The 23,984-nt window shown below is 63.8% G+C and carries 17 protein-coding genes and 1 tRNA gene; 6 read left to right on the top strand and 12 right to left on the bottom strand.

Annotation, left to right across the window (positions count from 1 at the left end):
* The first annotated feature begins 45 nt into the window (after window positions 1-45).
* A complete protein-coding gene (gene mfd, locus LY632_RS09650) occupies window positions 46-3,546 on the top strand; it encodes a transcription-repair coupling factor (protein ID WP_234090928.1) in 3,501 nt (1,166 codons plus the stop codon).
* On the opposite strand, the gene LY632_RS09655 is transcribed toward mfd, so the two are convergent.
* Window positions 3,531-4,331, bottom strand: a complete 801-nt coding sequence (locus LY632_RS09655; RefSeq protein WP_234090929.1) for an EAL domain-containing protein — start codon at window positions 4,329-4,331, stop codon at window positions 3,531-3,533. The genes mfd and LY632_RS09655 overlap by 16 nt on opposite strands.
* A gap of 109 nt (window positions 4,332-4,440) precedes the next feature.
* Between LY632_RS09655 and LY632_RS09660 the strand changes: the two genes are divergently transcribed.
* The gene (locus tag LY632_RS09660; protein WP_234090930.1) at window positions 4,441-5,229 is read left to right on the top strand and encodes an NAD kinase; all 789 of its coding nucleotides are present in this window, start codon (window positions 4,441-4,443) and stop codon (window positions 5,227-5,229) included.
* Between the two features lie 59 nt (window positions 5,230-5,288).
* Window positions 5,289-5,363 (top strand) — tRNA-Asn (locus tag LY632_RS09665).
* A gap of 7 nt (window positions 5,364-5,370) precedes the next feature.
* On the opposite strand, the gene LY632_RS09670 is transcribed toward LY632_RS09665, so the two are convergent.
* On the bottom strand, window positions 5,371-6,111 hold the full coding sequence (locus LY632_RS09670; RefSeq protein WP_234090931.1) for a sulfite exporter TauE/SafE family protein: 741 nt from the start codon (window positions 6,109-6,111) through the stop codon (window positions 5,371-5,373).
* 61 nt (window positions 6,112-6,172) lie between these two features.
* On the opposite strand from LY632_RS09670, the gene LY632_RS09675 reads away from it, so the two are divergent.
* Window positions 6,173-6,790, top strand: coding sequence for an N-acetyltransferase (locus tag LY632_RS09675; RefSeq protein WP_234090932.1), 618 nt, complete (start codon window positions 6,173-6,175; stop codon window positions 6,788-6,790).
* Between the two features lie 28 nt (window positions 6,791-6,818).
* Here LY632_RS09675 and secA read toward each other — a convergent pair whose 3' ends face one another.
* The 3 genes from secA to LY632_RS09690 all read right to left on the bottom strand — a co-directional run bounded on the left by secA (window position 6,819) and on the right by LY632_RS09690 (window position 10,340).
* Complete coding sequence (gene secA / locus LY632_RS09680; protein WP_234090933.1) at window positions 6,819-9,575, bottom strand: preprotein translocase subunit SecA; 2,757 nt, start codon at window positions 9,573-9,575, stop codon at window positions 6,819-6,821.
* Between the two features lie 93 nt (window positions 9,576-9,668).
* A complete protein-coding gene (locus LY632_RS09685) occupies window positions 9,669-9,929 on the bottom strand; it encodes a hypothetical protein (RefSeq protein WP_234090934.1) in 261 nt (86 codons plus the stop codon).
* A gap of 63 nt (window positions 9,930-9,992) precedes the next feature.
* Window positions 9,993-10,340, bottom strand: a complete 348-nt coding sequence (locus tag LY632_RS09690) for a hypothetical protein (protein WP_234090935.1) — start codon at window positions 10,338-10,340, stop codon at window positions 9,993-9,995.
* Window positions 10,341-10,427: 87 nt separating this feature from the next.
* Here LY632_RS09690 and argJ point away from each other — a divergent pair, with 87 nt between their 5' ends.
* Both argJ and LY632_RS09700 read left to right on the top strand, forming a co-directional pair.
* Complete coding sequence (argJ, locus tag LY632_RS09695; protein ID WP_234090936.1) at window positions 10,428-11,654, top strand: bifunctional glutamate N-acetyltransferase/amino-acid acetyltransferase ArgJ; 1,227 nt, start codon at window positions 10,428-10,430, stop codon at window positions 11,652-11,654.
* Window positions 11,655-11,657: 3 nt separating this feature from the next.
* Window positions 11,658-12,464 carry an inositol monophosphatase gene (locus LY632_RS09700; protein ID WP_370636573.1) on the top strand — a complete coding sequence of 269 codons (807 nt, stop codon included), beginning with the start codon at window positions 11,658-11,660 and terminating at the stop codon, window positions 12,462-12,464.
* A 187-nt stretch (window positions 12,465-12,651) separates the two neighbouring features.
* Here the strand turns inward: LY632_RS09700 and trxA are convergent, their stop codons facing one another.
* The 7 genes from trxA to LY632_RS09735 all read right to left on the bottom strand — a co-directional run bounded on the left by trxA (window position 12,652) and on the right by LY632_RS09735 (window position 23,939).
* Window positions 12,652-12,972 (bottom strand): thioredoxin, encoded by a 321-nt coding sequence (trxA, locus tag LY632_RS09705; RefSeq protein WP_234090938.1) that lies wholly within the window; start codon window positions 12,970-12,972, stop codon window positions 12,652-12,654.
* An 80-nt stretch (window positions 12,973-13,052) separates the two neighbouring features.
* On the bottom strand, window positions 13,053-16,499 hold the full coding sequence (addA, locus tag LY632_RS09710; RefSeq protein WP_234090939.1) for a double-strand break repair helicase AddA: 3,447 nt from the start codon (window positions 16,497-16,499) through the stop codon (window positions 13,053-13,055).
* Complete coding sequence (locus LY632_RS09715) at window positions 16,496-19,459, bottom strand: PD-(D/E)XK nuclease family protein (RefSeq protein WP_234090940.1); 2,964 nt, start codon at window positions 19,457-19,459, stop codon at window positions 16,496-16,498. The genes addA and LY632_RS09715 overlap by 4 nt, the downstream gene beginning before the upstream one ends.
* Window positions 19,452-20,168, bottom strand: coding sequence for a nucleotidyltransferase family protein (locus tag LY632_RS09720; RefSeq protein WP_234090941.1), 717 nt, complete (start codon window positions 20,166-20,168; stop codon window positions 19,452-19,454). The genes LY632_RS09715 and LY632_RS09720 overlap by 8 nt, the downstream gene beginning before the upstream one ends.
* Complete coding sequence (locus tag LY632_RS09725) at window positions 20,165-21,166, bottom strand: aminoglycoside phosphotransferase family protein (protein ID WP_234090942.1); 1,002 nt, start codon at window positions 21,164-21,166, stop codon at window positions 20,165-20,167. The genes LY632_RS09720 and LY632_RS09725 overlap by 4 nt, the downstream gene beginning before the upstream one ends.
* A complete protein-coding gene (gene tsaE, locus LY632_RS09730; protein ID WP_234090943.1) occupies window positions 21,163-21,600 on the bottom strand; it encodes a tRNA (adenosine(37)-N6)-threonylcarbamoyltransferase complex ATPase subunit type 1 TsaE in 438 nt (145 codons plus the stop codon). The genes LY632_RS09725 and tsaE overlap by 4 nt, the downstream gene beginning before the upstream one ends.
* Window positions 21,597-23,939, bottom strand: a complete 2,343-nt coding sequence (locus LY632_RS09735; RefSeq protein ID WP_234090944.1) for a PAS domain-containing sensor histidine kinase — start codon at window positions 23,937-23,939, stop codon at window positions 21,597-21,599. The genes tsaE and LY632_RS09735 overlap by 4 nt, the downstream gene beginning before the upstream one ends.
* Between the last annotated feature and the right edge of the window lie 45 nt (window positions 23,940-23,984).

Below are 23,984 nucleotides of genomic sequence, written 5' to 3' on the forward strand. Positions count from 1 at the left end.
CCCGATCGGGCAGGGGGCAATCGCGTATGCCGGATAGCCCAAACCATGCCTGACCTCGCCCGTATCCTCAAAGCCGAGTCGCCGCTGACCCTCGCCTCGGTCGCGCGCGGGGCGCAGCCGATGGTGATGGCGGACCTTTCTCGCGCTGCGACCGGACGCGCGGTGTTCATCGCACCGGACGAAGCGGCAATGCACGCCGTAGCCGAAGCGGCGCAGTACTTCGCGCCCGAGTTGGAAGTGATCGAGTTCCCGGCGTGGGACTGCCTGCCCTATGACCGCGCCAGCCCGGCCCTTTCGGTCAGTGCCCGGCGCCTCGCGGCGCTGCACCGGTTGCAGGCAGGCAAGAGCGGTTCGCAACTGCTGGTCACCACTGTCAATGCCGCGCTTCAGCGGGTGCTGACGCCATTCCGCATCCGCGAAAGCGTCCGCGAGTTTTCGGTCGGGACAGAGATCGGGATGGAGAGTCTCTCCGCACTGCTGCGCCGCCAGGGCTATTCGCGGGTCGACACGGTGGTCGACGCGGGCGAGTATGCCATTCGCGGCTCGATTGTCGATATCTTCCCCTCCGGCCTGGAACAGGGCCTGAGGCTCGATTTCTTCGGCGACGAACTCGAAAGCCTGCGGCTGTTCGATCCGTCGACGCAGATGAGCACCGAGGTCATCGAATCGCACCTGCTGCTTCCCGCCAGCGAGGCCTTGCTCGACGAAGACAGCATCAAGCGTTTCCGCAGCCGCTATCGCGAACAGTTCGGCGCGGCGGCGACGCAGGACCCGCTTTACGAGGCAGTCAGTGACGGGCGACGGCTTGCCGGGATGGAGCACTGGCTACCGTTGTTCGAGGAACGCCTCAGCACTGTCTTCGACCACTTCGGCGACAACGACCTGATCGTCATGGACAGCGCCGCAACCAGCGCGGTCGAGGAACGGCTCAAGGATATCGGCGACTACCGCGAAAGCCGGGCCAATGCGACGGGACAGGCCAAGGGCAGCTATCGCCCGCTCCAGCCCTCCGCGCTGTATCTGGACGGCGATGAATGGACCGAAGGTCTGGCCAATGCACCCGCGCACCGCACCACCATCTTTGCTGAACCTGCAAGCGACAGCGTAGTCGACTTCGGCTTTGGTTCAGCCCGCGATTTCACTCCCGAGCGCGGCCGCGGCGACAACGTCTACGAAGTCGCAGCGAAGCACCTGAAGGCGCTGGGCAAGGCGGGCAAGCGTCCGCTGCTGGCTGCCTACTCTACCGGCAGTCGCAGCCGCATCGCCTCGATCCTCTCCGAAGCGGGCTGCGAGACCAAGTTGGCCGACAGCTGGCAAGAGGCGCTCGGGCTCGCGGCCAAGGGCACCCCGGTGGCGCTGGTGTTGCCGGTCGAAACGGGCTTCGCCAACGACCAGTTGGAACTGCTGACCGAGCAGGATCTGCTCGGCGACCGGCTTGTCCGGCGCAAGAAGAAGCGCAAGGATTCCGATGCCTTCCTGGCCGAACTTCAGACGCTCAACCGGGGCGATCTGGTGGTCCATGTCGAACACGGGATCGGCAAGTATCTCGGCCTTGAGCCCATCGCCGTGGGCAAGAGCCAGCACGATTGCGTGATGCTGGAGTACCGGGGCGGCGACAAGCTCTACATCCCGGTCGAGAACATCGACGTGCTGAGCCGCTATGGCTCCTCCGAAGATGCGGTCATGCTCGACAAGCTCGGCGGCGAAGGCTGGCAGCGCCGCCGCGCCGCGCTGCGCGAACGTATCCGGGAGATCGCTGGCGAGTTGATGCGCACCGCCGCAATGCGGGCGCTGCGCAAGGCCCCGGTGCTGGAGACCGACGAGGCCAGTTACAACCAGTTCCTCGACCGCTTCCCTTGGTCGGAAACCGAGGATCAGGACCGCGCCATCGCCGATGTGCTGGGCGATCTGGAAAGCGGCCGCCCGATGGACCGGCTGGTCTGCGGCGATGTCGGCTTCGGCAAGACCGAGGTGGCCCTTCGCGCCGCCTTTGTCGCGGCCATGGCCGGGCAGCAGGTCGCTGTGGTCGCCCCGACCACCCTGCTCGCCCGCCAGCATTTCGAGAACTTCAGCGCGCGCTTTGCCGGCTTTCCGCTCAAGGTCGGGCGGCTCAGCCGCCTGGTCCCGGCCAAGGAGATGGCGGAGACCCGCGATGGCCTGAAATCGGGCGATATCGATATCGTAGTCGGCACCCACGCGATCCTCAGCAAATCGACGCAGTTCAAGAACCTCGGCCTGGTGATCGTCGACGAGGAGCAGCGGTTCGGGGTGACCCACAAGGAAGCGCTCAAGCAGCTGCGCGCCAATGTGCATATGCTCACCCTCACCGCCACGCCGATCCCGCGCACCCTGCAGATGGCGATGAGCGGGCTGCGCGAGCTCTCGACCATCCAGACCCCGCCGGTCGATCGCCTCGCAGTGCGCACATATGTGATGGAATGGGACGACATGGTGATGCGCGAGGCGCTGCTGCGCGAGCATCACCGCGGCGGGCAGAGCTTCATCGTCGTGCCGCGAATTTCCGACATGGAAGGCGTCGAGGAATGGCTGCGCGAGAATGTGCCGGAGATCAAGGCGATCTCCGCTCACGGCCAGATGGGCGCCGCCGAAATCGAGAGCCGCATGAGCGCGTTCTACGAGGGCAAGTACGAGGTGCTGCTTTCGACCACCATCGTCGAAAGCGGGCTGGACCTTCCCAACGCCAACACCATCATCATCCACCGCGCCGATATCTTCGGCCTCGCCCAGCTCTACCAGCTGCGAGGCCGCGTCGGCCGCTCAAAGCTGCGCGCTTATGCCTATCTGACCCATGCGGCGGATACACAATTATCAGAAGTGGCGGAGAAGCGGTTGAAAGTGCTGGGCGATCTCGATTCCCTGGGTGCCGGGTTCCAGCTCGCCAGCCACGATCTCGACATTCGCGGCGCGGGCAATCTGCTTGGCGACGAGCAGTCGGGCCATATCCGGGAAGTCGGGTTCGAACTCTACCAGTCGATGCTGGAGGAAGCGATCCTCGCTGCCAAGGCAGGGGACGCCGGGATGCTGGAAGAGCGCGATCCGCTCAGCCCGCAGATAACCGTCGATGCCCCGATCATGATACCGGAGGACTATATCCCCGACTTGACCGTGCGGATGGCGCTCTATCGCCGCTTGAATCAGGCGCAGGACAAGGCAGAGATCGAGGCACTGGCGGCGGAAATGATCGACCGCTTCGGCCCCCTGCCCTCCGCCACCGCCAATCTCGTAAAACTGATCGAGATCAAGCACCAGGCGATCGAGGCCAATATCGCCAAGATCGACGTCGGCGCGAAGGGCACGCTCGTCACGTTCCACAAGGACGATTTCCCCGACGGGCCCGGGCTGCTGGCTTATGTCGACCGGCTGAACCAAGGGACACAGGACACCGCCAAGCTGCGCCCCGACATGAAGCTGGTGATCAACCGCGCGTGGGGTGACCCGCAAAGCCGTCTCAACGGCCTGTTCCAGCTGACCAAGGGACTGAGCAGTATCGCCCGCCGCAAGCGCAAGCCTCAGAAGGCAGCCTGAGCCTGCGCCAGCTCGCGGAATGTCCGCGCTGGCATGGGGGCGGCTCGCAGGAAGCCCTGGTAGGTGTCGCAGCCCTCGGCCGCAACGATGTCGCGCTGCGCTTCGGTCTCGATACCTTCGGCGATGACGCGCAGGCCCAGCGCCCGGCCCATCGCCACAATCCCGCGCAGCACTGCCAGGTCACGCTCGTCGGTGGCGATCCCGTCGACCATCGAACGGTCCAGCTTGAGGTAATCGAGAGGCAGGATCTTGAGGTAGCGGAAGTTGCAGAACCCCGCGCCGAAGTCATCGAGGGCGATGCGGATGCCGGCCTCGCGCAGGGTACCCAGTGTAACAGCCGCCTTGGGCAGATCACCGAGCAAGACTTCCTCGGTAATTTCGACCGTGAGCCGGGCGGGATTGATCCCTGCCTGTGAAACCCGCAGGAGGAACCCCTCGGCAAAACCGGTCGCGGCCATTTCTTCGGGCAGAACATTGACAGACAGCCGCAGATCGCCTGGCCAGCGAGCGAACTCGGCCAGAGCATTGGCGACAATCCTGTGCGACAAGCGGCTCGTCACTCCCTGGACCTCAGCGATGGCAAACAACGGTCCTGCCCCGATCTCGCCAAGTTCGGGATGTTTCCACCGAGCCAGCGCCTCGGCCCCAATCAACCGCTCTTCGGGCAAGACAAACTGCGGTTGGTACACGGTCTCGATCTCACCGCACTCAATGGCGCTGGCAAGGTCGGGCGCATGATTGAGCACGCGCTGGATTTCCGTTTCAAGGAGCCGGGCTTCGGACATTTGTGGCACCTAGGCGAGGGAACGTTCTCCGTCGCCCGCCAATCTGCAAGCGTTGCCAAATGGCACGGTCCTTCATAGGAGGGCGCATCCAATGGGAGCGGAGGCCAGATTGGCTCGGGACAATCAGTTCAAGACCTTGGCCCTCCAGGCCGCCGATACCGAGCGCGCCGAAGCGGCCGCGGCGGCGCTGGCAAGGGATTTCCCGTTTGCGCCGCTCGCCGAGGCCGACGCAGTGGTGGTGCTGGGCGGAGACGGTTTCATGCTCCAGGTGCTCCACCACATGCTCGACGATGGTGCCGTGAAGCCTGCTTATGGGATCAACATGGGCACGGTGGGTTTCATGATGAATCGCCCACGCAAACGCCCGGACCTGCTGGCCGCTGTCAACCGTGCCTCGCTGCGCTCGGTCGCTCCGTTGCGGATGACCGCCACCGCACAGGATGGCACCGAATACACCGCTGCCGCCATCAACGATGTTTCCCTGCTGCGCGAAACCCGCCAGACGGCCAAGATCGAGGTGTCGGTCGGCGGCAAGGTGCGGATCAACGAGTTGGTCTGCGACGGGGTGCTGGTGTCCACCCCGGTCGGATCGACCGCCTACAACCTCTCGGCCAACGGCCCCATCCTGCCGCTCGATTCGCAAGTACTGGCGCTGACCCCGATCAGTCCGTTCCGACCCCGCAGGTGGCGCGGAGCGATCCTGCCGGAGTATACCGACATCAACTTCCGCGTGCTCGAGCCCGCCAAACGGCCCGTAGCGGTTGTCGCCGACCAGAAGGAATACCGCGACATTGCCGAGGTTTCCGTGGCAATCGAACGCTCCTCTGCCCTGACCCTTCTGTTCGATCCGGGACACTCGCTGGACGAACGCATTGTGGCAGAGCAATTCGTTACCTGAGGGGCTTGCCAAACGGAATCGGCCCCCATATAGGCGCGCTTCGCCTGGCAACGGGCTGCTCCCCGATAGCTCAGCGGTAGAGTAGGTGACTGTTAATCACTTGGTCGTTGGTTCGAATCCAACTCGGGGAGCCATCTTTTCCTAGGCTCCAAGCAGCAGCCTTCCCCCCACCCAGATCGTCAGCGCCGCGGTCAGCCAACGGATAATCCGCGCCGGGAATACCTTGAGCGCCAGCAGGCTGCCGATCTGGCCGCCAACCACCACAGCCAGCATCAATGGCAAGCCGTAAGTCACCGCCTCGCCGAACACCTGCGCGCCGTTCTTGAGCAATTGCCCGACCAATCCGAACAGCGAGTTCACCAGAATGAACAGGCTAGCGGTGGCGGCAATGGCTCTGGCATTGTTCCAGCGCGTCAGATGCAGCAGCGGGGCGAGGAAGATGCCGCCGCCGATGCCGACGAGCCCCGACAGATAGCCGAGCGGCAACGCGATCACCGGCATGAACTTTGCGAGGTGAGTGGGCTCATCACCGCCCGAGCTCTGCGGCAGGAACAGCGCCAGTCCGGCCAGCACCAGGCTGGCACCGAGCAGGGTGAAGAACGCCCCCTGCCCGATGGGTGTCAACCCGCCGAGCAGAGCCGCAGGCGCAGCAACCCCGGTCAGCACCAGCGCACCCTTCCAAGGCATTACCCTGGCGCGGCCGAAGCGGATGGTGCTACCGGTCACCACGGCGATATTGCACACCAGCGACAGCACCGGCAGCAGCCTGTAATCGAACCCGTAGAGCGCTAGCAGTGCGCTGTAGGTCGAGCCGCCGCCAAAGCCGACGCTGGCATAGAGCAGCGCGGTGACGAAGAATCCGGCAACGAGGAAAACAGGCATCGCCGCTCCCTATACGCAGGCGCGCCCGGCTGCTAGCCGTTGATCGGAGCGGGAGGGGGCGATGACACCGGACGATATCGACCTTGGCGAATACTGCCGCCGAGTAGGGACAAACGGGACCACGCTGGTTGGCAGCATCACTGCCGATGCCTTTCGCAACGATCCCTTCAACCTCTGGCTGTTCGGGAACTTCGCCGGGATCCGCAACCTGTTCCAGCTGCAGGCGCGTCGGATCTATACGCCGCGCGGCTATTGCTACACGCTAGGCAACGATGGTGCATGCATGTGGATGCTGCCGGGCGGCGACGCCAGTTTTACGACCGGCGACTATTGGCGCTTTGCCCTCCCGACGATTTTTCTGTGCGGTCCGGGCGCGGTGAAGCGCGGCATCAAGACCGGCGAGGCGATGGCTGCGCGCAATCCGACATTCGAGCATGCCTACCTGTTCAGCATCGGCGTTCGGCAATCGGCACAGGGGAAGGGTCTGGGGCGCAAACTGATCCAGCCCGTGCTCGACGCCTGCGACCGAAAGGGCTTACCGGCCTATCTCGAGAATTCGAACCCGGCCAACACCGGGTTCTACAATTCTTGCGGCTTTACCCAGCTTGGCGACCCGATCATCGTCGAGCCGGGTGCGCCGCCGCTGGTGCCAATGGTCCGCACGCCCCGCGACAGCTAGCAGCGCGGCTGCACGGGGCACACGCGGGTCAGACCGCTGCGCCGTGGCAGTGCTTGTACTTGTTGCCAGAGCCGCATGGACACGGGGCGTTGCGGCTTATTTCCTGCCCGGCCCACGGATTGTCGGTCGCGCCCGCCGCCCCGCCCGGCCCGAAGGCGGCTCGCGGAGAACCTGCCAGCGATCCGAACATCTCCGGTCGTATGTCGGACCCGTCGCCATCGTTCGAGTTGTCGACGCCGCTGAGCGGATCGATATGGCCGGTGAGGAAATCCGGCAGGTCCGGCAGCGCCTGCGGCGGAGGCGGTGCGGCCAGGCGGAATTCCTTCGTCAGGAGGATGGTGGTTACATCCTCGCGAAGTTTGTCCAGCATCGATTCGAACAGGCCAAAGGCTTCCTGCTTGTATTCGTTGATCGGCTGCTTTTGCGCATAGGCGCGCAAGAACACGACTTGCCGCAGCGCATCGAGGGTGGCCAAGTGCTCTTTCCAGAAGTGGTCGAGCCGTTCGAGCAGGATGCTCTTTTCAACGCGCTTCCAGGTGCCGGGGTCGATGTTGGCAATCTTTGCCTCCATTCGCTCGTTTGCCATCGCGACAATGCGTTCTTCAAAGATTTCCGGCTCGATCGCCTCTTCCTGCATCCATTCGTCGAAGGGCGGGGTCAGGCCCAGCACTTCCTCGACCCGGGTCTTGAGCCCTTCGATGTTCCACTGCTCCGGATACGAGCCCGGCGGGCAAGCCTCGCCAACCAGCGTGTTGATCGTGTCATGGCGCATGTCGATAACGACATCGTCGACCGCCTCGCTGTCCATGATCTCGGCGCGCTGCTCGTAGATCACCTTGCGCTGGTCGTTCATCACGTCGTCGTATTCGACGACCTGCTTGCGGATGTCGTAGTTGCGGGCCTCGACCTTTTTCTGCGCGGTCTCGATGGCCTTGCTCAGCCACTTCGACCCGATCGCTTCGCCATCGGCGAGATTCGAATTCATCATCCGGGCAAACAGCGTGTCGGGCCCGAAGATACGCAGCAGGTCGTCCTCGAGGCAGAGATAGAACCGGCTGAGGCCCGGATCGCCCTGACGACCCGAACGGCCGCGCAGCTGGTTGTCGATGCGGCGGCTTTCGTGGCGTTCGGTGCCGAGCACGAACAGGCCACCCGCGGCGAGCACTTTCTCGCGTTCGGCCCTCACCTCGGCCTTGATCCGTTCGATCGCCTCTTCGCGCTCAGGGCCATCCTCCATGTCGCGCAGCTCATCATCGATGCGGAATTCGAGATTGCCGCCGAGCTGGATATCGGTCCCGCGGCCCGCCATGTTGGTGGCAATGGTCACTGCACCAAGACGGCCCGCCTGCGCCACGATATGTGCTTCGCTCTCGTGGAAGCGGGCGTTGAGCACCGCATGCTTGACGCCTTCGACATCGAGAAACTTGCTCAGCTTTTCCGATTTCTCGATCGAAACTGTGCCGACCAGAACCGGCTGGCCGATCTTGCTCTTCTCGGCAATGGCCTTGGCGATGGCCTGGAACTTGTCGTCGGTATTCTTGTAGAATTCGTCTTCCTCGTCGATGCGTTGGACGGGCACGTTGGTCGGGATCTCGACCACGTTCATCTTGTAGATGTCCCAGAACTCGCCGGCCTCGGTCGCGGCGGTGCCGGTCATGCCGGAAAGCTTGGGATACATGCGGAAATAATTCTGGAAGGTGATCGAGGCCATGGTCTGGTTCTCTGGCTCGATCTTGACGCCTTCCTTGGCCTCGACCGCCTGATGCAGGCCGTTCGACCAGCGGCGACCATCCATCATGCGGCCGGTGAACTCGTCGATGATGACGACCTTGTCGTCCTTCACGATGTAATCGATGTCGCGCTTGAACATGATGTTCGCCTTGAGCGCCTGGTCGAGGTGATGGACGACCTGGGTGTTTTCGACATCATAGAGGTTGTCGGTCTCGAGCAAGCCCGAGGCCTTGAGCATTTCCTCGATGTGCTCGTTGCCTTCCTCGGTCCAGGTGATGTTCTTGGTCTTCTCGTCCGCTTCGTACCACGAAGGATCGACCTGTTTCACGATGGCATCGACCGCAACATAGAGATCGGTCTTGTCCTCGGTCGGGCCGGAGATGATCAGCGGCGTGCGCGCTTCGTCGATGAGGATCGAGTCGACTTCATCGACAATGGCGAAGTTGAAGGGCCGCTGCACCATCTGGCCGCGATCATGCTTCATGTTGTCGCGCAGGTAATCGAAGCCGAACTCGTTGTTGGTGCCGTAGGTGATGTCCGAATTGTAGGCTTCGCGGCGTTCGAATTCGTTGAGGCCGGGCACGATCACGCCGACGCTCAGGCCCAGCCACTGATGGAGCTGCCCCATCCATTCGGCGTCGCGGCGCGCGAGGTAGTCGTTGACGGTCACGACATGCACACCCTTGCCCTCGATGGCGTTGAGATAGGTCGCGAGCGTTGCCACCAGCGTCTTGCCTTCGCCGGTGCGCATTTCGGCGATTTCGCCGCGGTGGAGCACAACGCCGCCGACCATCTGCACGTCGAAGTGCCGCATGCCGAGGACGCGGACCGATGCCTCGCGGACCGTAGCAAAGGCTTCCGGCAGAATATCCTCGAGCGTTTTGCCGCCGGCGAGCAGCTCGCGGAACTTGGCGGTCTGCGCCTTCAGTTCATCGTCGGAGAGCGATTTGATCTGCTCTTCAAGTGCGTTGATCTGGTCGACGACCTTGCCGATCGACCTGACGTAGCGGTCGTTCGACGAACCGAACATCGATTTCATGATTTTGTTGAGCATGGGAACGGGCCTGACGGAATGGGAATAAACAAAAAGGAGAACGCCCCCGGCAGACGGCGCGAGGGCGTGAGGCAACAGATGGGCTGTTGGGTCCTATTCGAGCGAAAGATCGCTGCCGAGCATCACGGTCGGCAAGATAATGCGGACCGGCGGAGGCGGCGGGCATTCCCGGGCTGTCTCACGGCGAGCAGGACCCCGCTCGCGGTCGCGCCGCTGGCGGCATTCCTCGCGCCTTTCATCGGCGCGGTCTTGTTGCCTGGTCTGGACCTGAGCACCGAACAGCTCGCCCATGGCCGCGCTCGCGGGAGTGCCGATGGCGGCAAGCCCGGTCAGAAGCGCAAGCAGAGTCAGCAATTGGCGACGCATAGCAAGTCTCATATAGGGTCGGTGGCGGTTCGAGTCCACTGCAGCAGCGCGCTATTCCCCTTTCGGGCTTTGTAGCGCCGAAACGCTATCTTCGGCTTCCACCGCCACATCCTCGACATCGACAGCGAAGGTCATCGAGAACCGCTTGGCCACTGGCTTGCCGTCCCCGTCCTGGAATCCGAGCCTGCAGACTTTCCTTGCCTCATCCTCGCACAGTCCCTTGAATATCCCCATTTCGCCCAGACCGCCTTCGCTTGTTTCAGTGCAATCGGTGACCGTTCCATCGGCGCCCACCACCATCGGCACGGGAGCGGTCGCGACGGGGCGCGGCGGCGGCGCCGGTTCAACATCAATTTTGTGCTGGGCCAAAATGGCCAGCGCGAGAATGCTTGCAATCATGGGCGACCTCCAACCTGCATATTCCTCCCTGCACCCGTTGCCAAAGGCAAGCTTGCAGGTGAACCACGTCACTTCTAGGGCGCGGATATGGACCTCGAACCTTCGCCTCTCGCTCGCCCGTTTCCGCAGATGCCTGCCATTGATGGCGTGACTCTGCGTACCGTGCGCGCCGGCTACAAGAAGTGGGACCGCGCGGACCTGACCCTGATCGAACTGGCTGAGGGGACCAGCGTCGCTGGTGTCTTCACCAAGAGCGCCTGCGCTTCGAGCGAAGTCGAGCTGGGCCGGGAGTATGTGCGGCAGGGCAAGGCCCGCGCGCAAATCATCAACGCGGGCAATTCCAACGCCTTCACCGGCTATCGCGGACGGGAGGCGGTGGAGCGCATCATCGGCAAGGCAGCGCGCCATTTCGGATGCCCGGGCGAGCAGGTGTTTGTCTCCTCCACCGGCGTGATTGGGGTGCCTCTGCCGATCGACGTCGCCGACGCCGGGCTCGAAGCAGCCTTCACCGCCGAGACATGCGAGTGGCAGGACGCGGCACGGGCGATCTCCACAACCGACACCTTCCCCAAGGGCGCGCATGCCTCGGCCATGCTCGGCGGGACGCGGGTCGAGATTTGCGGGATCATCAAGGGCAGCGGCATGATCGCCCCCGAGATGGCAACCATGCTCGGTTACGTGTTTACCGATGCAGCGGTGAAACCCGCCTTCCTGCAAACATTGCTCGAGGCCGCCAACCGGCGCACATACTCCTGCATCACTGTCGATGGCGATACCTCGACCAGCGACACGGTTATGGCATTTGCCACTGGCAAGGCAGGCAACGCGCCGCTGGCCTCGTTCGACGATCCGGGCGCCGACTCCTTCGCCGCCGCGCTGGAGGATGTCTGCCGCCAGCTTGCCCAATTGGTGGTGCGCGACGGTGAGGGCGCAAGCAAATTCGTCGAAGTGCGGGTGGCAGGCGCAGTCAGCGACACAAGCGCCCACCGCATCGGCATGGCCATCGCCAATTCGCCCCTGGTCAAGACCGCCATTGCCGGCGAAGATGCCAACTGGGGCCGGGTCGTCATGGCCGTCGGCAAGGCCGGCGAACCGGCAGATCGCGACAGGCTCTCGATCGGCTTCGGTGGTCACTGGGCCGCCCGCGATGGGCAGCCTATAGCCGATTTCGACGAAACCCCGCTGGCCGAACACCTCAAGGGCGAAGACATCGTGATCGATGTCGAACTGGGTCTCGGCACCGGGCGCGCCATGGTTTGGACCTGTGACCTGACCCATGGCTATATCGCGATCAATGCCGATTACCGGTCCTGAGGTCTGCGCGTGAGCACGCTCGACCGCGAAATTCTCGCACTGATGCAGCGCGTCAGCCGCGACATCATCCTGCCGCGCTATCGCAACCTGTCCGCTGGCCAGATCATCGAGAAAGCGCATGACGACCTCGTCACCATAGCCGACCGGGAGGCGGAGAATGCGCTTTCAGAGGGGCTGGCTACTATCGATCCGTCGCTGGCCATTGTCGGCGAAGAGGCAGCACATGCCGATCCGCTGATACTCAACTCCCTGTCGACCGACTGCTGGATCATCGATCCGATCGACGGCACCCACAATTTCGCCCATGCCCAGGGACCATTCGGCATCCTGCTGGCGCGGGCTTCCGGGGGAGAAAGCCGGTCTGGCTGGATATACGATTGCCTGACGGGCCGATTTTGCGCGGCCCATTCCGGACGGGGTGCGTTCGTTAACGGAGAGCGAGTGCGAGCGGCGAGCACAGGCGAACAGCCGCCGGTAGCGGCAATCTCCGTCATCTTCCTCGACCCCGTGCGTCGCGCGGCAGTCGCCGAGCATATCGCGCCGCATTACCATGTCGTCGAAACACCGCGCTGCGCCGCCGAACAATATCCGCGACTGGCCCTTGGCCAGAACGATGTGTCGTTCTTCGAACGCACGCTTGCGTGGGACCATGCTGCCGGGGCGCTTTGGGTCAACGAGGCTGGCGGCAAGGTTGCACGGCCGGATGGCTCGCCCTACCGCGTCAACGAGTACCACCGCACCGGGATGATCGGCGCGGCCACACCGAAGCTGTGGGACGACCTTGCCACCCATTACGCTAGGCTGGGGTAGTTTCCGCTGTCCTACAGGCCGGGAAACGTGGCAGGTACTGCCGATGCGAAGCGACTGCCAACCATCCCCGGGGCCCCTACGCTCGTGGGTCGAGCGCGCAGAGGGCAAAAGAACACCTTTTAGATCAGTGGTTTGAGCGACGAAGCTGAGATTGAAACGGTGTCAACTTCGTCAAGCAACCGTCAACTTAAAGCTGCTGTTCGAGCCAAGCCTTGAGCTGGCCCTTGGGCGCAGCGCCGGTCATTTCGGCAACTTTCTGGCCACCCTTGTAGAGCGCAAGGTAGGGGATGCCGCGCACGCCCAGCTGGCTCGGCGTGTCGGTGTTTTCCATGATGTCCATCTTGGCGATGGTCACCTTGTCGGCCAGTTCGTCGCTGATTTCCTCGAGCGCCGGAGCGATCATCTTGCACGGACCACACCAGTCGGCCCAGAAATCGACCAGCACTGGTTTGTCGGCCTCGAGCACGTCGGCGTTGAAGCTGGCATCGGTGATGTTGACGGTGGCCATGGGGGGAATCTCCTGTTGTTGGATTGCAATCTAGGCAGCGCGTCCGCCCGGACCAAGGGCGCGGTGACAAAGCTTTCCTGCTATGTTTGCAACGCCGCTTTGTGCGGCGCAAGCAGGGCGTCGGGCAATGCAAACAGTTGCGGCGTCTGGGTGTAGAGCACAGATGCGCGCACTGCGCGTCCGGGATAGATCACTTCCAGCGCCGCGACGTAGGCAGCCATCTGCCGGACGATGCCGTCGGGAATTGCGTCCAGAGAAGAAGGGGGGCGACGCGCGGTCTTGAAGTCGACCACAGTTACTTCGTCGGCGGTGACCAGCAACCGGTCGGCAGTCCCGGCTACGACCTGCCCTCCGACGGTTGCGGCGAGCGGCACTTCAGCCAGTCCATCGGGGCCGAAAATTTCAGCGAAGTCAGGGGTGGAAAGGACCGCCAATGCGCTTGCCAGCAGCTCCTCACGGTCGTTCTCTGGCAGATCGCCGGCCTGCCGTGCCATCCAGCCTCTTGCCGCTTCTGCGCGGCGCTCGTCAGGCACTTCGGGGAGCCGCTCGAGCAGGCTATGCAGCAGCACGCCGCGCCGAGCGGCCAGCGCGACTTGCTCCGGTGGCAGCGGCGGATCGGCGCTGCGGTCTTCCCCTGCCGAACTCGGCGCCAGCGGTCGCGGCGGGCGTGGTTCGGGGCCGATGGGCGTCGTAGCCCAAGCCGGGAGTTCCTTCACAATGTCCTGCTGTACGTCCTTTGCCGAGACAACCGGCGGTGGAAGTTCGCCCCATTCTCGCCGTCCACCCCAGATATCGTCCTGCAGGACCTCGCCTTCCATCAGCGGTTCCAGGCGCGCATACCAACTGTCAGGCTTGGGTCCGTCCTTGTCCTTCTTGCCCAGCGCACCGCCGATATACAGCGCTTCCTCGGCGCGGGTCATGGCAACATAGAGCAGCCGCCAGTGCTCTTCCTTCTCTGTCACATCGGCAGCATCGACAGCGGCGGCGATAGGCCCAGCGCGTTCCCCCTTGGAGAAGGGCAGGATCGGGACAGACTTGCCGCTCGATTCCTCAACCAAGTCGACCGGTCGCGCCTTCTTATCGTCCGGATTACCGACCGCGTCGGCAAGGATGACGATTGGGGCCTGCAAGCCCTTGGAGCCATGAACCGTCATCACCCTGACCAGCCCGTTGTCGCCACCCGCTTCACGCTTCAGATCGGCGTCGCCGGCGTCGAACCACTGGATGAAGCCGGCGAGGCTCGGCGTATGCGACGCCGAGTAAGCGAAGGCAGCGTTGAGCAACTCGTCGATCGGGTCATTTGCCTCACGCCCGAGCCGCGCCACCAGCTTGCGGCGACCTTGCCACGGACCGGTCAGTATCCAGTGGATCAGCGCCTCGGGCGGTTCGAAATCGACCCGCTCCAACAAGCCGCGAAGCCGCTCGATCGTCGCCATGACGAAGGGATCGTCATGCCTGCGCAAGTGATCCCACAGCCGCATATCCTTGTCGCGCCAGGCGTATTTCAGCAGGTCATCCTGCGTCCACTCACCCAAGGGCGAAACCAGCACATTGGCGAGGTTGAGATCGTCCAGCGGCTGCGCTGCAAACCGCAGCGCAGCAACAAGGTCCTTGACTGCCAATGGCGCGCCGAGCCGCAAGCGGTCCACCCCGGCGACTGGGACACCTGCCGCATGGAGCCTGGCCACGATCAGCCCTGCGAGTTCCTTGCGCTTGCGCACCAGCACCATGATGTCGCCCGGCCCGGCGTTGCGATGCTCGCCCTTGGCCAGCGGGTGGCCTTGTTCAAGCCACTGCTTGACCTGCTTGGCGATATTGTCGGCCATCAGGCGGTCAGAGGGCGGGAGCCAGCCTTCTTCGTCGCCTTCACCGTCATCGTCGCTGCCGTCGGAGCTGCGAACCGGGTTCCACAGCGTCACCAGGCCGGGCCGGGTGGCGTCCCCGATGTGCGGCTCATGCGTATCGTCGAGACCGATATTCTCACGCCCGATGGCAGCGATCGCGGCATCGACGAAATCGAGCACGTGTTGCGCCGTACGGAAACTGCGTCCCAGCCCGAGTTCGCGCAGCGAGCGCAAGGCAATGGGCGCATTGCTCCGCTCTTCCCGTGCCAACTCCCGCGCATTGGCAATCGCCGCTTCGATCTCCGCTTTGTAGAGCTCCTTCTGCAGCCGGAAATTCTCGGGGTTGGTGCCCTGGAAACCAAAGATCGCCTGCTTGTAATCGCCGACGACAAAGATCGTCCGCAGCTTGCCATCCCGCTGGCCGAGGCCGGTGAAGAAATCGCCGGTCAGCGCGCGGATTATGGCCCATTGCGCTTCGTTTGTGTCCTGCGCCTCGTCGACCAGAATGTGGTCGAACTGCCGGTCGAGCTTGTATTTGATCCATTCGCCGAGGTCGGATCTGGTCAACAGCTCGGCCGCCCGCCGGATCTGGTCGTCGAAGTCGATCAGGCCGTCACGCTTCTTGCGATCATCCCACGCCAGCGCAAACTTGCGGCCGAGGGTCAATGCGGGGATCAGGCGGTCGGCTATCGCCAGCAACGCCCGCCGCTCGTTGATGGCTGCCATGCTCTTCCCCACCCGCGCGTGGGCCGCAGCGAAAGCCGGATCGAGATTCTTGGGCAGTTTGCCATTGCCGTTCTTGAAGAAGAATGCGTCGGTCAGTTCATCGAGACTGGCGAGTCTTCGTTCCGGCGTCAGGCCCAGCCAAGTGCCGGCGGCCGCAACAGCCTCGCCACCCTGCTTGCCCTTCCATCCTGCGTAGAACGCAACGCAATCGCGCAATGAGCGGACATCGAAGAAATGATCGGAGCACATCGCCGCGAGGTCGGCCTCACCGAAATCGACTGGAAGACCAAGTAGCGGCATTACCCTCTCGCCAAGCGGCGGCTGCCAGCCTGAGGTACCCGTCCAAAGCTCGATCGCTTCGGCGCAGCGCATCAGCCAAGCCTGCGCTCCATCTGGCGCATACTGAACCGAGAGTGCGGCCAATGCGTCAAGATCGTAAGGGTCGCCCTCCAGCAGCAGCTCCGACAGCACTTCCCGCGCGAGCATCACCTTCTCGCGGTCTTCCAGCGCCCTGGTGCCCGGGACCAGCCCGGCCTCCTCCGGAAACGCGGCGAGCAGCCACTGCGAGAAGGCGTGGATGGTGTCGATGCGCAGGCCGCCACCGGGACAGTCGAGGACTTTTGCAAACAGTGTGCGGGCGCGGGCCCGCTCGGCGGGGCCGCTAGGCGCACCGATCGCCTTGAGGTCCAGCTCCAACGAGACCTCGTCCATCCGCACCCAACTCGCGAGCACTTCGTTGACGCGGGTCGCCATCTCGGCCGCGCCCGCCTTGGTGAAGGTCAGGCAGAGCACGCTGTCAGGCGGGCAATCCTCTTGCAGCAAGAGGCGCAAGACTCGTGCCGAGAGGACCTGTGTCTTGCCCGTCCCCGCGCTGGCCGATAGCCACACGCTGTCCCGCGGCTCGACAGCTTCTGCCTGCTGATCCTTGAGCGGATGGACGAGCTTCCTTTTGCTCATTCCTCCCTCCCCAGCCACTCATCGAGCCGCATCAGCTGGTCATAGCTGTTGTAAACCTTGGCATCGGGATTGAGGCGGGCGGTGAAGCCTTCTTCACCCAAGACCCAACGGTCGAGCGCGTCATCCAGATACCGATGGGCCTCAGAAACGAAGTCCTCAGGTAGAATCCCGGTCTTCTTATTGCCATCCTTGATCGGTGTCTGGACATAGCCAAAACCGCTCTCGGACTTGCCTCTACTGTCCTTTGCCAGCGACCAGTACTCGAATTTGCTAGCTTCGCCGTGAATGCCTGCTTTCGCAAAGCCCCCCAATCCAACCATCAAGCCGAGGGTTCCAAGCTGGAGCGCATAGCCCGCTTCCACTTCCTTACCGGTCGGCGGACTACCGGTCTTGTAGTCGACCACTGCGTATTCGCCGTTCTCTAGCAGGTCGAGTCGGTCGATCCGCCCGAAGAGCGTGACCCCGCGATGCTCGACCTCACCCCACTTCTCCCACAGCACCGGCTTGCGGGTCGGGTCGGAAGCAATAGCGAATTCAACCCATTCCAGCCCCTTCAGCAGCCGCGGCTCCCACAGGAACCGGGTCAGCGGATGGTGGTCCATCGACTTGAGCTTGTCGCTGGCGATGGTGACGAGGTCGCCGCCATGTTCGTGCCAATGTTCGAGAATGTCGTGCGCAACCTGCCCCTGCCACGCCGGGGTCGGCTCGGCGTCGAGCAGCTCAAGCTCCTTGAGCTTGAGGATCTCGCCCGCATAGAATTGGTACGGGTCTGACCGGAGCCGGTCGAGAGCGGTGACGCTGATACGCTGGCGGCGCTGTTCGGCGGACGGCTTGGGATCGGGCTTCTCGTAGCGCGGTGCAAGGGGCGCATCGTCAAGCGCGCGCGCCAACTCGGGCAATGTCCCATCCTGGTAGCGATCGAGCAAATCGCCCAGCAGCGCCTTCACCCTTAACAAGAAACGCGATGCTATCGCCGGCCCCTCAGCGTCACGTTCGGAGCGGCTCAGGATCACTTCCGGGGCGCCCAGAGCACCGGCAAGGTCATGCGCGGCGAGCCCGATCCGGAAGTCCGCCCCCGGCACGCCGAGCGCCCTCAGAACGGGCGGTGCGAGCAGCGGATCGACCGACGGCTTCGCCGGCCAGCTACCCTCGTTGAGCCCGGCGCAGATCACCAGATCCGCGCGGGTCATGCGGGCTTCGAGAAGACCATAGATGGCAACCCGTGGGTGTCCGCCATAGGGCGGCCGCACCGCCTTGCTCTCCATTGCGTGCGACAGCACACCATGGAGGTCCTTCGGATCGATCAAGGTCCCGACGTTGCGCGCATGCCCCCGCAGGTCTTCGACAAAGGCAGCAAGTGCGCGGCCATCTTCCTGCGCCCACATTCCCGGCCCGCACAGCGCTTCACCCGTGCCGGCAAGCAGATCCAGCATGTCTGCAAGCAACATTTCTCCCGGCAGGTCGAAGAGAGGCGCCAGAAGCGCTTCGGCCTCGCCCCACCAATTGCCGACACCGGCCTTCCCCGCGACATCGCGTAGCGGTTCCAGACCCGGCGCGGGACGCGGACCGCGCAGTTGGCGTTCGAAGCCGCGCAAAGCTCGCAACCATTCGCGCCGTCCCTCTTCGCGGCGCACCAGAGGATGGCCGAGCAAGCCGACCAGCGGCACCGGCGCGGCACGTTCGGCGATCACGGCGAGAAGCAGGAACAGCCGCCCTGCGGTGGTCTGGGACAGCGGACGCCCTGCGGAATCGTCCGCTTCGATATGCCAGCGGCGCAGGTGGTGGACGATCCGACGCGCCAGCGCACGGTCGGGCGTGATGATCGCCACCCTGCGCTCGGCCACGTCCAGCGCTTCCCGAACCGCGAGGGCCACGGTCTGCGCTTCTGCCTCGGGATTGGGTGTCTCGAGCAGGCGAATACCTGCCATGTGCCGCTGGGCCGGCTTGAGTTCGAACCAGGTCTTGCTTGCCTCGGGTGGCAGGAAGATCGAACTGACCGCATGGCTGCGCTCGGGCCGTGCCGCGCCTCGGCCCTTGCGATGCCACGGCTCGACCTCGCCGCGGCCCACACCCATCCGGTTGAGCAATAGTTTGAGATGGTATTGCGGATGAGTGACGGCATCACCCTTGGCGAAAGGTGCGCCTCCGGACTCGGCAGGGGCGCCCGCGCAGCCGAGTTCGTCCCACACCGCGTCATCCATCGTCAGATCGAAATCGGGCAGGATGACGGCGCCCAGGGGAAGCTCGGACACGACCCGCAAGAGGCGCGCCAAGGCGGGTGCTGCACTGGTGACCCCTGCAGCTACGATTGGCGATGCGGGCGGGTTATCCTTCCAGCGACGTGCGGCATGTTCGAACAGGCGATTGCGACGCGCAGCAGCGTCCAGCTTGCCCATTTTCTGCAACTCGGAGAGCCAGTGCGCCTGGACAACGGCAAAGCGTCGCAAGGACTCCTGCCAATGCTCTGCAAGGTCGGGAACAAGATCGAGCACCGGGGTCTCGAGCAACTCCTCCGGCCCGATATCCTCGACCAGCAGCCGGTCCATGGTCCGCGCCGTTTCCTGCGCCAGCTTGAACAGCGCTGGGCCCTTGGCGCGCTCTGGCTCAAGGTCGCGCAGGATCTGCGCCAACCATAGCCAGCGCCAGGTTGGATCGACTGCCGGAGGAATATCCGCCGCGCCCAGCGGGTCGAGCAAGCTGCCCAGCGTCTCGTCCAGATCCAGGTCGCCGACAACCGCCATGCGCGGCATCAGCAGGCCCTTGGTACCGATTTCGCCAAAGTGGCGGATGAAGGCCTCGGTGACTGTGCGTGCGGCGCGGGCGCTGGGCAGCAGCAGTGTCAGTCGAGCAAGTCCTACACCCTCCTGGGCGTAGCGAGGAACCAGCCCGGCCACGAGCGCATCGGCAAAGCCGCGGTGCGCGGCAATGGAGTACACCTTGGGGCCGCTCCGCTCAGCCACCTGTCAGCATCGTCTCGGTCGGGCGGATGGCTTGCGGAGCGCCAACTTCGAACCACAGCCCGGTGAAGGGCAGGCCATAGAGCCGCCCTTCTCCAATGGCGCGGTCCCACAGCAGCATGGTGCCGAACTTGCCTGTGGGCGCGTCCCGCAGGAGCCGGTGCGAGACGATCTGAATGCCCGTGTAGATAAAGGGCGCGATGCGACCGGACTTGCGGCGAGTGATCCGCCCCATCGGATCGAGATGGAAATCGCCCATGCCATCGAAGTTGACCGCCCGGGCGTGAGGGACAACCAGCAACAGCGCGTCCATTGTTTCGGGATCCCACCGGTCCGACAACTCGCGAAAAGCATTGCGCGGGCCATCGAGCCAGATGTTGTCCGAGTTGAGGCAGAAGAACGGGTCCGGCAAATGCGGCAGTGCCTTGATCATCCCGCCGCCGGTTTCCATTAATTCCGCCCGCTCGTCCGAAATCGTGATTACCGGAGCCCGGCGCGGTGCCAGATGAGCTTCGAGCGCGTCAGCAAGATAGTGGACATTGACAACCGCCTTGGCGACTCCAGCTTCGGCGAGACGATCAAGCGTATGATCGATCAGCGGCTTGCCCGCGACGCGAACCATAGGCTTCGGCTGAGAGGCAGTGAGTGGCCGCATCCGCTTACCCATGCCGGCAGCCATGACCATGGCGGTGTCGCTGGCAAGCTCGCTCATGCGATGGTCCCGCCCAGTTGATGGCGCAGGTCGTCCGGAATGTTCGCATCGAACCACCGCGCAACCGGAGCAAGCGCAGGATGCTTGAGGTCTCGCTCCATCGCTTCCCAGACGCGCGGGACCAGGGCGAGATAGCGCTGCTTGCCGTCGCGCTTGTAGAGGCGCGTGAAGATGCCGACGATCTTGGCGTTCCGCTGGGCCCCGAGCAGCGCGTAGTCCGCATCGAAATGTTCGTTTGCCAAGCCGTGCGACTGGTACCGCTCGAGCATTTGCGCTTCGAGTTCGATCGAAACGTCGCGCCGGGCATCTTGCAGCAATGACACCAGGTCATAGGCCGGATGGCCCGCAAGCGCGTCCTGGAAATCGATCAGGCCCTGTTCGCCTGAACCGTCTGACGCCGGGCCGAGCAGCATGATATTCTCTGCGTGGTAATCGCGCAGCACGGTCACGCCTTTGCCCTGGCGCGCGAGCAATGGTCCAAGCGCGTTCTGCCAAGCCTCGACGAACCCTTCTGCATCGACTTCAAGCCCCATTGCCGGAGCGTACCATTCGGTCAGCAGGTTCACTTCCCGCCTGTAGGTAGGCCAGTCATACGGCGCGAAAGGCCCTGCCTCGATCCGATGGAGCGGCACCAGCGCATCGATCGCGGCAGTATATGCACCCGCCTCGCCTTGCGGGTTATGATCGAGCCAGTCTCGCATCCGGTCGTTGCCGAAATCTTCGATCAACACCCAGCCTGAAGCGCGGTCGTCGGCATATATCTGCGGTGCTCGCGCGCCCTTCGCGCTGAGCCAGCGTGCGACATCGAGGAACGGCTGTGGATCCTCATGCGGCGGCGGAGCGTGCATCAGCATCGCTCCGCCACGCTCACCCGTCAGCCGGAAGTAGCGTCGGAAGCTGGCATCACCCGGTATTGGATCGATAGTGCAGCCCGCCCAACCGGCCTGGTCCAGGAATGCAGCGCCGCCTTCGGGCAGCGCATCGGTATTCTCGCTCATGGCAACCGCTCTAGCCAAGCCGACCCACCTTCGACAATCGCCCTGCGCCCGTTTCCGGCAATTTCCAGCAGGATCGAGAGGCACGCCGGCTCGTGGGCAAAACCACCCGCCTTGCCCGGCCATTCCGCCAACAACGCCGCGCCATCGCGGTAGTCGTCGAGGCCGATCTCGTCGGCTTCGGAAGGATTTTCGATTCGATAGAAGTCGGCGTGCACGACCGGTGGGTCGAGCGTGTCGTAGGTCTCGATTATGGTGAAGGTCGGCGACGGGACTTCGCCTTGATGCCCCAGGGCTGCGAGGATCGCACGGGAGAGGGTCGTCTTACCCGTTCCAAGTCCGCCTTCCAGCGCAACGACATCGCCGGCTTGCAGGCGGGCTGCGATCCGCGCGCCGAGCTGCGCCATCGCGCCGAGGTCCGGAAGATCGACGATCACGGCAGAACGATCATTACCGCGGTCCCGAGCTTCTTGCGCGACTGGATCGTCAGAGTCCCTCCGTGGGCCTCGACGAGTTGCCGAGCGAGCGGGATACCAAGCCCCTGCCGCCGTTCCATGCCGGATCCATCGGCCTTCGGCCGCAACCCTTCCATGGCCCGATTGAGCTCCTCGGGCGACATGCCGCAGCCACTGTCGGAAATGACGATCCTCGTTCCCTCCGGCTTTTTCGAAAGATCCACCAGGATCTTGCCGCCGCTGTCAGTCGCAACAATGGCATTGTCGACCAGGTGGCCGATGGCTCGTGCCAGCTGGCGGCGGTCGGCCTCAACTTTCAGATTGGCACCTCCGCGCAGATCGAGGGTCAGCGCCTTGGCGGTGATCTCCTGCTCGCGTTCGCGCACTACGCGGGTGACAAAAGGAAGCAGTTCCAGCTTCTCCTTCTGGATCGGCAGCAGCCCCGCCTCGCTCTGCGACAGGTCCAGCACGTTTTCGACCTGGTCGGTCAGTCGCGCCACGGAATCGATAATTGCGCTGACATATTCCTTGCCCTGGTCGGACAGTTCGCCCGCGACCCCGGCCTGCAACAGCTCGGCAAAACCTCCGATCGAGGTCAGCGGCGTCCGAAATTCGTAGGACATGTTGGCGAGGAAGCGGGTCTTGACCCCGTCGGCCTGTTCCAGCGCCTGATTGCGTTCGCGCAGTGCCGTTTCGGCCTGCTCATTGGCCGTGACATCGAGCGTGGTCAGCAGACCGTTCCCGTCGGGAAGCGGGATGCCCGCAAACTCCAGCGTGCGCCCGTCAGCAAGCGCAACACGTCCGGCCAGTTCCTTGCGATCCAGCGTAGCAGCCCTGATGACTTCACCCAGCAGCTTGACCTGCTTGGGCTTTGCAAGGTTGCCAGCAATCTCTTCAAGCAGGTCATCCACCAGCGGGTGCTGGTCGAGCATTTCCTGCTCGACGCCCCAGGTTCCGGCAAAGCTGCGGTTCCACAATTGCAGGTGGCCATCTGGCGCAAACACCGCCAACGCTTCGAACAGGCTGTCGAGCATGGCCGTCCGGGTACGCAGGAGTGTGTCCCGCGTAGCCGAAAGGGCCAGTTGCTCGGTCCGATCCTCGGCAATCAGCGCCAGCCCGCCGTCTGGCATTGGTTGGGCCACAAGCCGGAGGTGTGTGCCATCCGATAGCGGCCAGGCTTCTTCCTGAGCCTCACCCGCCGTGAACCAACCGACCCGTTCGGCTCGCCACGCGGGAAAGTCGCGAACTTGGGGGGTCTTGCCCGCATCACGCGCGTCCGAAACCAGGCGCTCGAACAGGAGTCCGTCAGGAACTACGCCGAGCTTCATCCCGAATATGCGGCGGAATGGCTGGTTCGCAAAAGTGAGCTTCCGCTCGGCATCGAATTGGGCCACGCCAACGGACAGGCGATCCATCATTCCGCGCTGCGCTTCGGCATAGGCACGGTGGGAGCGGGCCTGCTCTTCCATTTCCTGGATATCGACCGCGTATCCGGCAACGCCTTCCTTACCCAACGGAAGGTCGGAGACCCGCAGGGCCCGGCGCTGACCTCCGATCGTGGCCTGCACGATCCGTTCGATCGCTTGCTTCTGCTGCATTGCCTGTCCCGCGATCTGGGCAGCCGAAAGCCCGTCGACGGCTTCAATCAATTCTGTCTGAGCGGCCACCACACTCTCGGCATCCTTGCCCGCAACAGCTTCGACATAGGCGCTGTTGACGAGCCTGATCTTGCCGTCGGAACCACGAAACCACATCGGCATCGGCGCGGCTTCGATAAGCCCCACCAACGCGGCGAAATCACCTTTCGCGCGCGAGGATTCCTCGCGCATCCGGCTCAGCTCGGTGGCACTCTCGCTGAAATCGAACACCCATACCAACGCTGCCCCGCCCGGTGAAACCTGCGGGTCGGCTAACTGGCCACGCAGAGCCAAACTACGCTGCGAACCCGGCACCGTAAGGTTCATGCGAAAAGGAGCGGCAGTCTTCTGCGCGCGGCGGACCTTCTGGGTCAGTTCGGACAGCTGCTCGCGAGTCAGTCCCCGATCCCCGTCTTCGGCAAGTTCGCTGATGAACTGTGGCAATCGTTCGAATCCGAGCCAATGGGCAAGTCGCTCCGAGCCTTCCATTCGCCCGTCGGCACGAACCAGCAGCGGAATTGCCGGCGCCTCATCGAGCATCCGAGCCATTCGGCGGGCAGCGGCGCGAGTCTTCTCCGCTCCTCTCGCCTTGGCCACGGCGCCTATCATCAGCCATGCCGCACCTGCCGTCCAAGCGGCGAGGAGGAGGCCAATCAAGGCCATAACGGTGGGCGTGATTTCCATGTGATAATGCAGCTATGCCGCGCCGGGGCACGATGCAACCTGGTG

The sequence above is a fragment of the Erythrobacter sp. SDW2 genome, from assembly GCF_021431965.1.
GTDB lineage: Bacteria > Pseudomonadota > Alphaproteobacteria > Sphingomonadales > Sphingomonadaceae > Parerythrobacter.